We start from the raw sequence: 13,637 nt of genomic DNA, 5'->3' as shown, positions 1-13,637 counted from the left end.
CGCCGGTGAGGGGCTATCTACGGAATACCACAAACACCCGCAAGTCATTTCTTCAGAAATTTTGCTTTTCGACGCATTTTTTCCCGCAGAGCCCTCTGAACAGGGATTTCGCCGGCTCTGGCGCCCGAAACCGCCCAAAAATCAGGCAGTCCGTCAAGCAGGGATCCGGCCCTCGGCAGCCGCCGGAGACTCACCCCTCCATAAAGTGGTCCGCCCCCGGTCGGATGCACCTCTCTATAGATGTCACTTCTATAGGTGCCCCCCTGCCCCACCGCCCGCTCTATAGAAAGAGCAGGACAAGCCCAGCAGACGAGACGGGCCCGCCTCTCCGGCAAATGGAGAGACGGGCCCGCACAGCTTCCGGTCAGACGGTTCAGCGCGTCGCTTCATTCTCTGCGGCGATGGCGGCAGAGATGTCTTCGGCAAGATTACCCAGATGCATGTCCAGCGCCACATCCACCGCTTCGGGATCGCGGCTGCGCAGGGCGGTGGTGATGGCGCTGTGATGGGTCACCACCCGTTCGCGGTTGCGCCGCATCTTGGCCGACAGGAACCGCGCCCGCCACAGCCGCGCGAGATAGGCCCGGTGAGTCTCGGCCAAGGCTTCGTTATGCGAGATCTCGGCGATCATCCGGTGAAAGGCCATGTCCATCTCGAACAGGTCCAGCGCATCGACATGATCATAGGCCTCGCCGATTCGCCCGTTGAGCTGCGTCAGCCCGTCCAGTTCCGAATCGGAGGCCGCGACACAGGCCAGATGCGCGGACAGCTTTTCCAGCGTCAGCAGCACCACGACCTGATCATGCACTTCCTTCACGGTATGCCGCGCCACGATCGGGCTGCGCGCGGGCCGCAGCAGCACCAGACCTTCCTGTGACAGAATCCGGATGGCCTCCCGCATCGGGGTGCGGCTGACCCCCAGTTCGGCGGCATTGTCTCTTTCCTTGATGGCCGTATCGGGCGGAAGCTTTCCCCGCAGGATGTCCCGCCGCAACCGGGCGGCGATCTGTTCCGCCAGGCTCAATTCCGTCATGTCATGCTCCTCCGCCTCCGGGCGGTGCCGGAAACTAGACCGAGGCCCCTCTGAGGGGAAGGAGACCGTGTTACCGATATCTGGTATACCAAAAACTGTTGATTGTCGATGCCCGGTTGGGCTAGCTTCATTACAGATGGTATACCATCCGGCGCGGTGAGGGAGCGCCGACACATTAGGGGTAGTCCCCGCATTCAGGGAGGAATGTCATGAAATCATCCACCATGCTTAAGGCTGCAACCGCCGTACTGGCGCTGGCCGCTCCGGCTGCCGCGCAGGACGTCACGCTGCGCATCCAGACGCATTACAACCCCGAACAGACCTCGGGCAAACTCGCCACCGAGTTTGTCGAAGACGTCGAAGCGATGTCCGGCGGTGCCATCGACATCGAAATGTTCTACGCCTCTTCGGTCGTCGCAACCGTGGAGACCTTTGATGCCGCCGCAAACGGCATTCTGGACTGCGACATGACCGGCGGTGCCTACCAGACCGGCAAGAACCCCGCGTTCCAGTTCGTGGGCGATATCATGGGCGGCTATGACACGCCCTACCAGCAGCTGTCGTGGCTCTATTACGGCGGCGGCAAGGAGCAGGCTCAGGACCTTTACAACCAGTTCGGCATGGAGCTGATCGGCTGGTGGGTCTACGGGCAGGAATCGCTGACCTCCACCACCCCGGTGGCGGGCCCCGATGACCTGAAAGAGTGGAAGTTCCGCTCCCCCCCGGGCATGGAAACCGAGATCTTCGCGAATCTGGGCGCCTCTCCCATCGTGATGGACTTCACCGAAGTCTTCACCGCGATGGAAACCGGCATCATCGAAGGCACCGACTATTCCGGTCTGGCCAACAACCAGTCCATCGGTCTGTTCGATCTGGCCCAGCACGCGACCTATCCGGGCTTCCACTCGATGCCGTCCGACCACCTCGCCTGCAACAAGATGGTGTGGGACGGCCTGTCCGACCAGCACAAGCGCATCATCGAAACGGCGATGGAAAAGCTCGCGCTGCGCTCCGCGCTGTTCTTCGAGAAGGCCAATGCCGAAGCGGCGGCCGAGCTCGCGGAAAAGGGCGTGACGCTGCACAACTGGTCGGCTGAAGACCGCGCCACCTTCCGCAAGGCCGCACAGGCCGCGTGGGATGACTGGGCAACCCGTTCGCCCGAAGCCGCCGCTCTGGTGGAAAGCCACAAGTCGTACCTGACCCAGCTCGGCCTGATTTCCCAGTCCGAATAAGCTTTCACCGCACCCCGTGCGGCAGGGCAAGCGGCGGGCCCCAGAGTCGGGCCCGCCGTTCCTGTCTGAAAGGCCCCTTTGTCCTCCTCCGAAAGGGTTAACCCATGACCTCCGAAAGCCTGTGGCTCGGCTCCCTGCGTGGACCGGTGCGGCTTCTCGCCTTGGTAAGCACCGCGCTTGCTCTGGCGACGGCCCTCTGGCTCATCGTCGGGCAGTTCGTGTCTGCCGAACCGATCGGCATGTATGAAATGCTGCGGCCCGAGGGCCGCCCCCTCGTCTCCGTGATGCTCTGGACACTGGCCGCCGCCGTCTTCTTCGGCGCGCTCTACTTCTCCGACGTCCGCGGCGCGATCGAGACAGAACCGACCGGTCCGCTGGACATCGTGTCGCTGGTGCTGTCGCGAATCGCCATGATCGGCGTCGTCGCCACCGTCTTCGTGATGTTTTACGAAGTGGTGGCGCGCTACGCCTTCGAAAAGCCCACGCTCTGGGCCAACGAACTCTCGCTCTGGATCGCGGCCTTCGTCTTCCTGCTGGCCGGGCTTTACGCCATGCAGCAGCGCAGCCACATCCGGATCTACATCATCTATGACATGATGCCGCGCTGGATGCAGAAAGCCTCCGACTGCATCTCCGTCTTCCTGATCTGGGTCTTTTTCCTCTGCCTGCTCTGGGGCGGCTACAATGAAGCCATCACCAAGATCATGCGGATGGAAACCTTTGGCACCGCGTGGGATCCGCCCCTGCCCTCCACGGTCAAGGCCGGGCTCATCATCATCATCGGGCTGGTGGCGCTTCAGGCCCTCACCAACCTGATCGCCGACTGGAACAAGGCGCCCGAACACCACTCTCCCGCGGATGAAATCGATCAGACAGAGATCGAAAACATCCGCCGCACGCTGGAGGACTGATCTAGATGGATATCGGCACGATAAGCCTGATCCTGCTTCTGGGCATGTTCGCCCTGCTGGCGATCGGCATGCCGCTCGGGTTTGCCTCGGCCTTTCTGGCCGTGGCGACGCTTGTGATGAAATTCGGGCCCGAACTGCTGTTCAGCCGGTTCGGCATGGGCCCGTTCGCGGTGCTTGGACAGTCAATCTACCGACAGCTGGTGAACTACGTTCTCATCTCGGTTCCGTTGTTCATCTTTATGGCCGCCTTACTTGAACGATGCGGCATCGCGCGGGACATGTATTCCTCGCTCAACGTCTGGATGTCGCGCACCCGCGGCGGCATCGCCTTCGTGACCTCGATCATGGCCGTCATCATGGCCGCCATGTCGGGCATCATCGGCGGCGAGGTCGTGCTGCTGGGCCTGATCGCCCTGCCGCAGATGCTGCGGCTTGGCTACAATCAGAACCTTGCCATCGGCACCATCTGCGCCTCCGGCTCTCTGGGCACGATGATTCCGCCGTCCATCGTCCTGATCTTCTACGGTCTGGTCACGGAAACCTCGATCAAGGCGCTGTTCACGGCGTCCTTCCTGCCCGGCTTCATGCTGGCGTCGTTCTACATCATCTACATCTTCATCCGCACCCGGATGAATCCGGAGGAGGCCCCGCTGCCGCCCGAGGATCCGACCGCTCCGGCGGGCCGCGAGAAAAGCCTGATGTTCCTCGGCTTCCTGTCCCGCTTCGGGATGTGGGTGTCGGCGGCCCTGTTCCTGCGCGCGCTGTTCTTCACCGTCACCGGCATGAACACCATCCGCGAAGGCGTGAACCCGATTCCGCTCGGCATGGCCTCTGACCTGCCATGGCTTGCGGGCGCGCTGGTGCTGTTCGGCGTCATCGTGTTCTTCATCGTGGGCCGCGAGCGCACGGCGAAGGGCTGGGAGATGGGCAAGGGTCTGGTCGCCCCCACCGTGGTGATCGGCGTGGTTCTGGGCTCCATTTATGGCGGCATCACCGGCATCACCGAAGCTGCGGGCATGGGCGTGATCGCCGTGTTCGTGATCGGCCTGATGCGGCGCGAGATGACCTTTGAAATCGTGTGGGATGCGGTGATGCGCACGCTGAAATCCACCGGCACGATCATCTGGGTCACCGTGGGTGCGGCGGCTCTGGCCGCAGCCTACACGCTGGCAGGCGGTCCGACCTATGTGGCGAACATGATCGTGGGTTCCGACCTGCCGACCATGGGGGTCATCCTGCTCATGATGTTCATCTTCCTCATCATGGGGATGTTCATGGACTGGGTGGGCATCGTGCTGCTGATCATGCCGGTGTTCCTGCCCATCGTGATGCGCCTGCCGGTGGACGAGATCGGCTGGTTCGGCAGCGTGGCGCCGGAATATGTCGCCATCTGGTTCGGTGTGGTGTTCTGTATGAACATGCAGGTCAGCTTCCTGTCGCCGCCCTTCGGCCCTGCGGCCTTCTATCTGAAGTCCGTGGCCCCGGCGCATATCTCGCTGACCGACATCTTCCGCGGCTTCCTGCCCTTCATCGGCATCCAGCTTCTGGCGCTTCTGGTCTTGCTGGCCTGGCCGCCAATCGTCACAGTGCTGCTGTAACTGAAACACCTTGAACCGGGGCGGATCATCCGCCCCGGTTCCGCCGCTGCGGCGCCCGCAGCCAAGTCATGAGCCACCGCCAGATGTCCACGATCCGCCTTTCCCCGCTCGACAATGTCGTCACCGCCGTCACGCCGCTTGAAATCGGCACTGAAGGCGCCATCCAGATGATTCCGCGCGGCCACAAGATGGCTGCCGAAGCCATCGCCAAGGGCGCGCCCGTGCGCAAATACGCGCAGATCATCGGCTATGCCGCCGAAGACATCGCCGCTGGCGCCCATGTGCACACGCACAACCTCGAATTCCGCAACGTGGATGCCAAATACGAATTCGGCACCAACCTGCACCCGGTCGAGCCTGCCACCCAGATCGACACCTTCATGGGCTACCGCCGCGCCACCGGGCGCGTGGGCACCCGCAATTACATCGCCGTGCTGACCTCGGTGAACTGTTCGGCCACCGCCGCGCGGCTGATCGCCGAGCATTTCACCCCGGAAAAGCTGGCCGCCTATCCCAATGTCGACGGCGTCGTGGCCTTCGTGCATGGCACCGGCTGCGCCATGGGCGGCGACAGCACCGGCTTTGAGCTGCTGCAGCGCGTGCTCTGGGGTTATGCCCGCAACCCCAATGTCGGCGGCGTGCTGATGGCGGGGCTCGGCTGCGAGACGATGCAGATCGACTGGCTGATCGAAGCCTATGGCCTGACCCCCGGCCCGCTGTTCCAGACCATGAACATTCAGGACGTGGGCGGCCTGCGCAAGACCGTGGAACTGGGCATCGCCCAGATCGAACAGATGCTGCCCGTGGTCAATGACGTGTCGCGCGAACCCTGCCCCGCCTCCGAACTGATGGTCGGGCTGGAATGCGGCGGGTCGGATGCGTGGTCCGGCATCACCGCGAACCCCGCCCTGGGCTATGCCTGCGACCTGCTGGTCGCGCAGGGCGGCACCGGCGTGCTGTCGGAAACCCCCGAGATCTATGGCGCCGAACATCTGCTGACCGCCCGCGCCACCACTCCGGAAATCGGGGAAAAGCTGCTCGACCTCATCAAGTGGTGGGAAAACTACACCGAACGCGCGGGCGGCTCGATGGACAACAACCCCTCCCCCGGCAACAAGAAAGGTGGCCTGACCACCATTCTGGAGAAATCGCTGGGGGCGGCGGCCAAGGGCGGCACCACGCCGCTGATGGGTGTCTACAAATATGCCGAGCCGGTCACCGCCAAGGGCTTCACCTTCATGGACAGCCCCGGCTACGACCCCGCCAGCGTCACCGGCATGATCGCCTCGGGCTGCAACCTTGTCTGTTTCACCACCGGGCGCGGATCGGCCTTCGGCTCCAAACCCTCGCCCTGCATGAAGGTCGCCACCAACACCCCGATGTATGTGCGGCTGACCGAAGACATGGACGTGAACGCCGGGCGCATCCTGTCCGACGGCGCCTCGATCGAGGAGGTGGGCCGCGAGATCTACCAGATGTGGCTGCGCATGGCCTCGGGCGAAAAGACCAAGTCCGAAGCGCAGGGCCTGGGCGATTACGAATTTGTGCCGTGGCAGGTTGGCGCCGTGATGTAAGCCGCCGCCAGAACACCGGAGGAGGACACTATGAACACACCCGCAATCGGGTTCATCGGGCTGGGCCTGATGGGCCGCGCCATGGTGGAATGCCTGCAGGGCGCAAGCTATCGCGTCACCGTTCTGGGCAATCGTGACCGCAGCGGCATCGACGAGGCGGTGAGCCGGGGCGGGGCCGAGGCCGCGACCGCCCGCGAGCTCGCCGCTGCCTCCGACATCGTGATGCTGTGCATGGGCACCTCGGAACAGGTGGAAAGCCGCATCTTTGGCGAAGACGGCGTGCTGGCGGGCACCAAGCCCGGTCAGGTGGTGATCGATTTCGGCACCTCCCTGCCCGGCTCCACCCTGCGCATCGGCGCGGCCTTGGCGGAAAAGGGCGCGCAGTATATGGACGCGCCGCTGGGCCGCACCCCGGCCCATGCCAAGGACGGCAAGCTCAACATCATGGCGGCGGGCGACCTGCGCACCTATGAACAGGTGAAGCCGGTGCTCGACGTGCTGGGCGAAAACGTCTTTCACCTTGGCGATCTGGGCGCCGGGCACACCATCAAGCTCATCAACAACTTCTTCGCCATGACCACCGCCACGGCGATGTCCGAAGCCTTTGCCATGGCCGATGCCGCAGGCGTAGCGCGTGAAAAGCTCTATGGCGTGCTGGCGGCCGGTCCCAACCATTCCGGCATGATGGATTTCATCAAATCCTGGGCCATGGACGGCAGGCTGGACCTCGCCTTTTCGGTCGACAATGCCGCAAAGGACGTGGGCTATTACCGCGCCATGGCCGAAGAGCTTGGGGCCCGTTCCCGCATGTCGGGAGCGGCGTCAGAAACACTCGCCGAAGCCTTGCGCAATGGCTTCTCCGGACACATGGTGCCGGAAATGGTGGATTACCTCTCGAAGAACCTGAAAGGTTGAACGACATGAGACTGCAGGGCAAACGCGCCTTCATCACCGCCGCCGGTCAGGGGATCGGCCGCGCCATCGCCGAGGCTTATGTCCGCGAAGGCGCCATCGTCACCGCCACCGACCTCAAGGCGGACCTGCTGGACGGGCTCAACGCCACCACCTTCGCGCTGGACGTGACCGACAAGGCCGCGCTGCAGAAGGCCGTGACCGATGCCGCGCCCGACATTCTGGTGAACTGCGCCGGTGTGGTCCATGCGGGCACCATCACCGAAGCCAGCGACGCCGATTTCGATTTCGCCTTCGCCCTGAACGTCAAGGCGCAGTTCCATTCCATGCAGGCGGCCCTGCCCGGCATGGTGGAACGCGGCGGCGGCACCATCGTCAACATCGCCTCTGTCGCCTCCTCGATCATCGCGGCACCCGGCCGCTGCGTCTATGGCGCGTCCAAGGCGGCGGTGATCGGGCTGACCAAATCCGTGGCCGTGGATTACGTCACCCGCGGCATCCGCGTGAACTGCATCTGCCCGGGCACCGTCGACAGCCCGTCGCTGCATGACCGCCTGCGTGCCACCGGCGATTACGAAGGCGCGATGAAGGCCTTTACCGCCCGTCAGCCCATGGGCCGCATCGGCACCGCCGAAGAGGTCGCGGCGCTGGCGCTGTATCTGGGATCGGACGAAAGCGCCTTCACCACCGGGCAGGCGCATGTGATCGACGGCGGTTGGGCGGCGGCCTGATCCCATGTCCATCGCCCCGCGGGAAGATCGAAGCGGGCTTGGCCTCGGGCTCATGGCGCTGGCGGTCTGTCTGTTCACCTGCATCGACACCTCGGCCAAGTTCCTGATCCAGTCCGGCCAGCCCGCGCTGCAGGTGGTCTGGTGCCGATATGCCGGGCATTTCCTGCTGACGCTGCTGGTGTTCTACCCGCAGGACCGTGGCGATCTGTTCCGCACCTCGGCTCCGGTGAAACAGGGCGCCCGCGCCCTGTTCCTGTTCGGCAGCACCCTGCTGAACTTCCTTGCGCTGACATGGCTGCCGATCACCGTCACCACCACGATCATGTTCGCGGGGCCGATCGCGGTGACGCTGCTGGCGATCCCCTTCCTTGGCGAAAAGGTCGGGGTGCACCGCATCGCCGCCGTCTGTACCGGCTTTCTGGGGGTGCTGGTGGTGATGCAGCCATGGGGGGCGGAATTCCACCCGGCCATGCTGCTGTCGCTGGGCGCGCTCACCTGCGCCTCGGGGTATTTCATCCTCACCCGGCTGATGGCGGGCAAGGAAAGCAATTCCACCTCGCAGCTCTGGGGGGCGGGCGTGCCGACCCTGCTGCTGGCGCCCATCGTGCTGCCCGCATGGCAGGCCCCCGGCGCGCTGGAGGTGATGCTGATCCTGTGCCTGATCGGGGCCTTTGGCGCCACCGGGCATATCGCGGCCACGGCGGCGCATCGCTATGCCGATGCCTCGCTTCTGGCGCCGGTGGTCTACCTGCAGCTGATGACCGCCTCCATCGCGAGCTGGCTGTTTTTCGACTCGCTGCCCACCGCGTGGACGCTGGTGGGCGCGGCAATCATCATCAGCTCGGGGCTGTATATCTGGCACCGCGAACGCCGCCGCGGCGTGCCGCATCCGCCGCCGCCGCGCCTCTGACCGGGCGCGGCCCCTCGCGGGGTCACAGCACCACGATGCCGCTATGCTTGGCCTTGTATTCCGGCTCCACATGGATGGTGACGCGGCAGCCGTCCATTTCGCTCTGCAGCGCCGCCTCGATGCGGTCGCAGATGTGATGGGCGTCATCCACGCTCATGGCACCCGGCACGACAAGATGAAATTCCAGAAAGGTGGCGCTGCCCGCGCGGCGCGACCGCAGGTCATGCGCTTCCACGGCGCCATCGGCATTGGCGGAGATGATGCTGCGCATTTCGGCCAGTTCCGACTCGGGCACCGCCTCGTCCATCAGCCCGCCCACCGACCGGCGGATGACATGCCAGCCCGACCACAGGATGTTGACCGCCACCAGCGCCGCCAGCAGCGCGTCAAGCCACAGCCAGCCGGTCAGCACCGCCGCCCCCACCCCGACAGCCACCCCCGCCGAGGAGAACACGTCGGTCAGCAGATGCCGCCCGTCCGCCTCCAGCGCGGGGGAGCGCAGCCGCCGCCCCTCGCGCAGCAGCACCCAGCACCAGACGGCATTCAGCACCCCCGCCGCCAGATTGATGGCAAGCCCGGTATAGGCCGCCGTGATGGGCTGCGGATCGGCCCAAGCCTGCCATGCCTCGTTGAGGATCAGCACCGCCGCCACCACGATCAGCACGCCTTCGATCACGGCGCTGATATATTCCGCCTTGTGATGGCCAAAGGGATGGTCGGCATCGGGGGGCTGCGCCGCGATATGCACTGCCAGCAGCGCGGCCAGCGCCGTAGCCACGTTGACGATGCTTTCCAGCGCATCCGACAGCAGCGCCACCGACCCGGTCATCCGCCAAGCCAGCGTCTTGACCCCCAGAACCACAATCCCGACGGCAACACTGCCCCAGGCGATCTTGACGGTTCTGTTCATGGGCTGCTCCCTGTCTGTGGGCGGCCTGATAACGAAGCAGCCCCGGCCTCGCAAGCCGGATGCCGCAGTGCAGCGCAATCCTGCCCCGCACGGCGCGGGACAGGGGGACGGGCTCAGACGCTCACTTGCGCAGCGCGTCGCGGATTTCGATGAGGATATCCAGTTCGGACGGCCCTGCGGGCACCGTGGGCGCGATGTCCTGCGGCTTTTCCGCAGCGGCGCGCAGGCGGTTGACCATCTTCACCAGCATGAAGACCGCAAAGGCAACGATGAAGAAATTGATGACCGCCATGATGAAGCTGCCAATGGCAAAAACGGGCGCGCCTGCCTCTTTCGCCTCGGACAGCGAGACATACTCGCCCCCGTCCAGCGCATAGAACCAGCCGGAGAAATCGATGCCCCCGGTAAACAGCGCGATCACCGGGTTGATGATGTCGCCCACAAGGGAACTGACGATGGCGGTAAAGGCCGCGCCGACGATGATGCCCACGGCCATGTCCATGACATTGCCGCGCGCGATGAACGCCTTGAATTCCTGAATCATCTCACTGTCCTCTGCAACACGGGCTCGTCAGGCCCGGACCCAGTTAACACCGGGCCGGGCGCGTTGCACAGGAAAAGCGGCAGCGCGGGGGACGCGCTCAGCCGGGCAGTGCCCCGGTCAGCACATAGCGCAGGATCGCCACAACCTGCGCGGGATCGCGGGCCACGGCCAGCGCCGCCGCATCCACTTCCTTCAGCGCGTGATCGTGGTCGGGCTGCTGCAGGATCACCAGCGACTTGCCAAGCGCCGCCGCATAGCCTGCGTCAAAGGCGGCGTTCCACTGGCGGTATTTCTCGCCAAAGCGCACCACCACCACATCGGCATCGGCAATGGCCTTGCGGGTGCGGATCGCGTTGATCTGCGCGCCCTTGCGGTCATGCCACAGCTTGTCCGGCTCGGCGCCCAGAATCGCCACGCCGCAGTCGTCGCTGGCGGCGTGATCGGTGACCGGCGCGGAAAAGGTCACGTCCAGCCCCTGCGCCCCTTCAATGATGCGCTCGCGCCAGTCGGTGTGAATTTCGCCTGACAGATAGACGGTCAGTCCCATACGTCTTGCCTCCCTCGGTCCTGCCCCGAAGGTAGGTGTGCAGGGCCCGGATGCAACCATCCGGGCCCCGCAAACCGGTCAGCCGTCGATCCGGATCCGGGCGTTGGCGGGATCATAGGGGCTGTCCTCGACCACTTCGGCGGGCCAGAGATCGCCCATCATGCGCACCAGCAGCTTGGTGCCGGGCACCGCGAGTTCCGGGCGGACATAGCCCATGCCGATGCTCTTGCCGAAGGCCACGGAATAGCCGCCAGAGGTCAGCCGCCCGACCCGCGTGTCACCGTGATACAGCGCCTCGCGGCCCCACGGGTCGGCATCGGCAGGCCCGTCGATCAGCAGGGTGCAGCATTTCGACCGGATACCGGTGGCCTCCATCGCCGCCTTGCCGTGGAAATCCTTGGACAGGTCGACGAAGCGCGGCAGATCGGCCTCCAGCGGGGTGGCGTCGCGGCCAAGCTCGGTGCCGAAGGCGCGGTAGCTTTTCTCCTGCCGCAGCCAGTTCTGCGCCCGCGCGCCCACCGGCTTCAAGCCATGGGCCGCCCCCGCCGCCATCAGCTGATCCCAGAGGTAAAACCCCATCTCCATCGGGAAATGCAGCTCCCAGCCCAGCTCGCCGGTATAGGCCACGCGGATGGCGCGCACCGGGCACATGCCCAGTTCGATGTTGCGCATCGACAGCCACGGGAAGCGCTTGTTGCCCAGCACCGTCTCGGGCTCCGCATCGCGCACCAGCCCCTGCAGCAGCGCGCGGGCATTGGGCCCGGCCACCGCATAGACGCCCCATTGCGTGGTCACGTCCTGCACGGTGAACCAGCCGTGATCCATGCCGAAATCCTCGGCGGCCTTCTGCAGGTAATCCTCGTCATAGGCATGCCATGCCCCGGCGCTGACGAGGTAATATTCATCCTCCGCCAGCCGGACGATGGTGTATTCGGTGCGCGTCGTGCCCTTGACCGACAGCGCGTAGGTCAGGTTGATGCGCCCGACCTTCGGCAGCTTGTTGCAGGTGAAATGGTCCAGAAAGGCGGTGGCGCCGGGGCCCTTGACCACATGTTTGGCAAAGGCGCTGGCATCGATGATGCCGACCGTCTCGCGGATGGCACGGGCCTCGGCCTCGGCATAGGGCCACCAGCCGCCCCGGCGGAAGCTGCGCGCGTCATGGTCGAAATGCTCGGGCGCGTCGAGCGGGCCGTAATAGTTGGGCCGTTCCCAGCCGTTCACATGGCCGAACTGCGCGCCAAGCGCCTTCTGCCGCTCATAGGCGGGGGCGGTGCGCAGCGGGCGCGCGGCGGGACGCTCCTCGTCGGGGTGATGCAGGATGAAGACATGCTCATAGGCTTCTTCGTTCTTGGTGACCGCGTAATCGGTGGTCATCCAGTCCTGCCCGTAGCGTTTGGGATCAAGGCTGGCCATGTCGATCGCCGCCTCGCCCTCGGTCATCAGCTGCGCAAGGTAATAGCCCGCGCCGCCGGCAGCGGTGATGCCAAAGGAGAAGCCTTCGGCCAGCCACATGTTGCGCAGCCCCGGCGCCGGTCCCAGCAGCGGGTTGCCATCGGGAGTGTAGCAGATCGGGCCGTTGAAATCGTCCTTGAGCCCCACGGTTTCCGAGGTCGGAATCCGGTGGATCATGCTCATGTATTCCTCCTCGATCCGTTCCAGATCCAGCGGGAACAGATCGGCGCGGAAGCTGTCGGGCACGCCATAGCGGAAACAGGCGGGCGCGCCGCGCTCATAGGGGCCAAGAATCCAGCCGCCGCGCTCCTCGCGCACATACCATTTGGCATCGGCATCGCGCAGCACCGGGTGCTGCGGGTTGCCTTCCGCGCGCCACGCCACCAGCGCCGGATCGGGTTCGGTGATGATATACTGATGTTCGACCGGGATGGCGGGGGTCTTGAGCCCCAGCATCCGCGCGGTGCGCTGCGCGTGGTTGCCGGTGGCGGTGACCACATGTTCGGCGCGGATCACCACGCTTTCCTCGGTGGGCACAAGGTTGCCGCCGCGTTCGGCCATCTTGGTGACCTGCACCTGCCAGTGATCGCCATGCCATGTATAGCCGTCGACCTGCCATTTGCGTTCGATCAGCACGCCGCGCTGGCGCGCGCCCTTGGCCATGGCCATGGTCACGTCGGCGGGGTTGATATAGCCATCGGTGGGGTGGAACAGCGCGCCCAGCAGATCCTCGGTGCGCACCAGCGGCCAGCGCTCCTTGATCTGCGCCGGGGTCAGGAATTCATGCGGCACGTCGCAGGTTTCGGCGGTGGCGGAATAGAGCCGGTATTCGTCCATGCGCGCCTGCGTCTGTGCCATGCGCAGGTTGCCCACCACGAAGAAGCCCGCATCAAGCCCGGTCTCCTCCTCCAGCGTCTTGTAGAACTTGATGGAGTAGTCGTGGATATGCGTGGTGGCATAGGACATGTTGAAATAGGGCAGCAGGCCCGCGGCATGCCATGTGGATCCTGCGGTCAGCTCGTCCCGTTCCAGCAGCATGACATCCGACCAGCCCGCCCGGGCCAGATGATAGGCGATGGAGGTGCCCACCGCGCCGCCGCCGACCACCAGTGCTTTGACTTCCGTCTTCATGATATGCGCTCCCCGCAGGTTTTTCCCCTCAATAGCGCGCGCCGCCACATCCGGCGGGTGCGGCCCGACTTGTCGTGACGGGAAAACGACATGTGGACGGCATGGCGGCCACGACGCGCTGCCCGCTTGGCGGAAAGAGGGGGCCGCGCGGC

The 13,637-nt window shown here is 64.9% G+C and carries 12 protein-coding genes; 7 read left to right on the top strand and 5 right to left on the bottom strand.

Annotation, left to right across the window (positions count from 1 at the left end; translation table 11 throughout):
* Positions 1-373: 373 nt before the first annotated feature.
* Positions 374-1,033 carry a GntR family transcriptional regulator gene (locus VK682_RS25995; RefSeq protein ID WP_089843002.1) on the bottom strand — a complete coding sequence of 220 codons (660 nt, stop codon included), beginning with the start codon at positions 1,031-1,033 and terminating at the stop codon, positions 374-376.
* A gap of 209 nt (positions 1,034-1,242) precedes the next feature.
* Between VK682_RS25995 and VK682_RS25990 the strand changes: the two genes are divergently transcribed.
* The 7 genes from VK682_RS25990 to VK682_RS25960 all read left to right on the top strand — a co-directional run bounded on the left by VK682_RS25990 (position 1,243) and on the right by VK682_RS25960 (position 8,901).
* Positions 1,243-2,265 (top strand): TRAP transporter substrate-binding protein, encoded by a 1,023-nt coding sequence (locus tag VK682_RS25990; protein ID WP_089843005.1) that lies wholly within the window; start codon positions 1,243-1,245, stop codon positions 2,263-2,265.
* Positions 2,266-2,369: 104 nt separating this feature from the next.
* The gene (locus tag VK682_RS25985; RefSeq protein WP_089843010.1) at positions 2,370-3,176 is read left to right on the top strand and encodes a TRAP transporter small permease subunit; all 807 of its coding nucleotides are present in this window, start codon (positions 2,370-2,372) and stop codon (positions 3,174-3,176) included.
* A 5-nt stretch (positions 3,177-3,181) separates the two neighbouring features.
* Positions 3,182-4,774, top strand: coding sequence for a TRAP transporter large permease (locus VK682_RS25980; RefSeq protein ID WP_230798073.1), 1,593 nt, complete (start codon positions 3,182-3,184; stop codon positions 4,772-4,774).
* An 83-nt stretch (positions 4,775-4,857) separates the two neighbouring features.
* Positions 4,858-6,348: a D-arabinonate dehydratase gene (locus tag VK682_RS25975; RefSeq protein ID WP_230798074.1), complete on the top strand. Its 1,491-nt coding sequence runs from the start codon at positions 4,858-4,860 to the stop codon at positions 6,346-6,348.
* Positions 6,349-6,378: 30 nt separating this feature from the next.
* Positions 6,379-7,263 carry an NAD(P)-dependent oxidoreductase gene (locus tag VK682_RS25970; RefSeq protein ID WP_230798072.1) on the top strand — a complete coding sequence of 295 codons (885 nt, stop codon included), beginning with the start codon at positions 6,379-6,381 and terminating at the stop codon, positions 7,261-7,263.
* Positions 7,264-7,268: 5 nt separating this feature from the next.
* Complete coding sequence (locus VK682_RS25965; protein ID WP_089843022.1) at positions 7,269-7,991, top strand: SDR family oxidoreductase; 723 nt, start codon at positions 7,269-7,271, stop codon at positions 7,989-7,991.
* A gap of 4 nt (positions 7,992-7,995) precedes the next feature.
* Positions 7,996-8,901 carry a DMT family transporter gene (locus VK682_RS25960; RefSeq protein ID WP_089843025.1) on the top strand — a complete coding sequence of 302 codons (906 nt, stop codon included), beginning with the start codon at positions 7,996-7,998 and terminating at the stop codon, positions 8,899-8,901.
* Positions 8,902-8,923: 22 nt separating this feature from the next.
* Here the strand turns inward: VK682_RS25960 and VK682_RS25955 are convergent, their stop codons facing one another.
* The 4 genes from VK682_RS25955 to VK682_RS25940 all read right to left on the bottom strand — a co-directional run bounded on the left by VK682_RS25955 (position 8,924) and on the right by VK682_RS25940 (position 13,485).
* The gene (locus VK682_RS25955) at positions 8,924-9,811 is read right to left on the bottom strand and encodes a cation diffusion facilitator family transporter (RefSeq protein ID WP_230798071.1); all 888 of its coding nucleotides are present in this window, start codon (positions 9,809-9,811) and stop codon (positions 8,924-8,926) included.
* Positions 9,812-9,932: 121 nt separating this feature from the next.
* Positions 9,933-10,355, bottom strand: coding sequence for a large conductance mechanosensitive channel protein MscL (mscL, locus tag VK682_RS25950; protein ID WP_230798070.1), 423 nt, complete (start codon positions 10,353-10,355; stop codon positions 9,933-9,935).
* A 97-nt stretch (positions 10,356-10,452) separates the two neighbouring features.
* Complete coding sequence (locus tag VK682_RS25945) at positions 10,453-10,902, bottom strand: YtoQ family protein (protein ID WP_089843035.1); 450 nt, start codon at positions 10,900-10,902, stop codon at positions 10,453-10,455.
* 78 nt (positions 10,903-10,980) lie between these two features.
* Entirely contained in the window at positions 10,981-13,485 is a 2,505-nt protein-coding gene (locus VK682_RS25940) for a GcvT family protein (protein WP_324782865.1), read from the bottom strand.
* Positions 13,486-13,637 lie beyond the last annotated feature (152 nt).

This window comes from Salipiger marinus, assembly GCF_035481585.1.
GTDB classification, from domain to species: Bacteria; Pseudomonadota; Alphaproteobacteria; order Rhodobacterales; family Rhodobacteraceae; genus Salipiger; species Salipiger marinus.
This window is presented reverse-complemented; position numbering and strand designations above follow the sequence as displayed.

Coding starts and splice junctions, on each gene's coding strand:
- VK682_RS25990 (WP_089843005.1), top strand. CDS start 1,243: ATGAAATCATCCACCATGCTTAAGGCTGCAACCGCCGTACTGGCGCTG.
- mscL (WP_230798070.1), bottom strand. CDS start 10,355: ATGATTCAGGAATTCAAGGCGTTCATCGCGCGCGGCAATGTCATGGAC.
- VK682_RS25995 (WP_089843002.1), bottom strand. CDS start 1,033: ATGACGGAATTGAGCCTGGCGGAACAGATCGCCGCCCGGTTGCGGCGG.
- VK682_RS25970 (WP_230798072.1), top strand. CDS start 6,379: ATGAACACACCCGCAATCGGGTTCATCGGGCTGGGCCTGATGGGCCGC.
- VK682_RS25960 (WP_089843025.1), top strand. CDS start 7,996: ATGTCCATCGCCCCGCGGGAAGATCGAAGCGGGCTTGGCCTCGGGCTC.
- VK682_RS25955 (WP_230798071.1), bottom strand. CDS start 9,811: ATGAACAGAACCGTCAAGATCGCCTGGGGCAGTGTTGCCGTCGGGATT.
- VK682_RS25945 (WP_089843035.1), bottom strand. CDS start 10,902: ATGGGACTGACCGTCTATCTGTCAGGCGAAATTCACACCGACTGGCGC.
- VK682_RS25980 (WP_230798073.1), top strand. CDS start 3,182: ATGGATATCGGCACGATAAGCCTGATCCTGCTTCTGGGCATGTTCGCC.
- VK682_RS25985 (WP_089843010.1), top strand. CDS start 2,370: ATGACCTCCGAAAGCCTGTGGCTCGGCTCCCTGCGTGGACCGGTGCGG.
- VK682_RS25940 (WP_324782865.1), bottom strand. CDS start 13,485: ATGAAGACGGAAGTCAAAGCACTGGTGGTCGGCGGCGGCGCGGTGGGC.
- VK682_RS25965 (WP_089843022.1), top strand. CDS start 7,269: ATGAGACTGCAGGGCAAACGCGCCTTCATCACCGCCGCCGGTCAGGGG.
- VK682_RS25975 (WP_230798074.1), top strand. CDS start 4,858: ATGTCCACGATCCGCCTTTCCCCGCTCGACAATGTCGTCACCGCCGTC.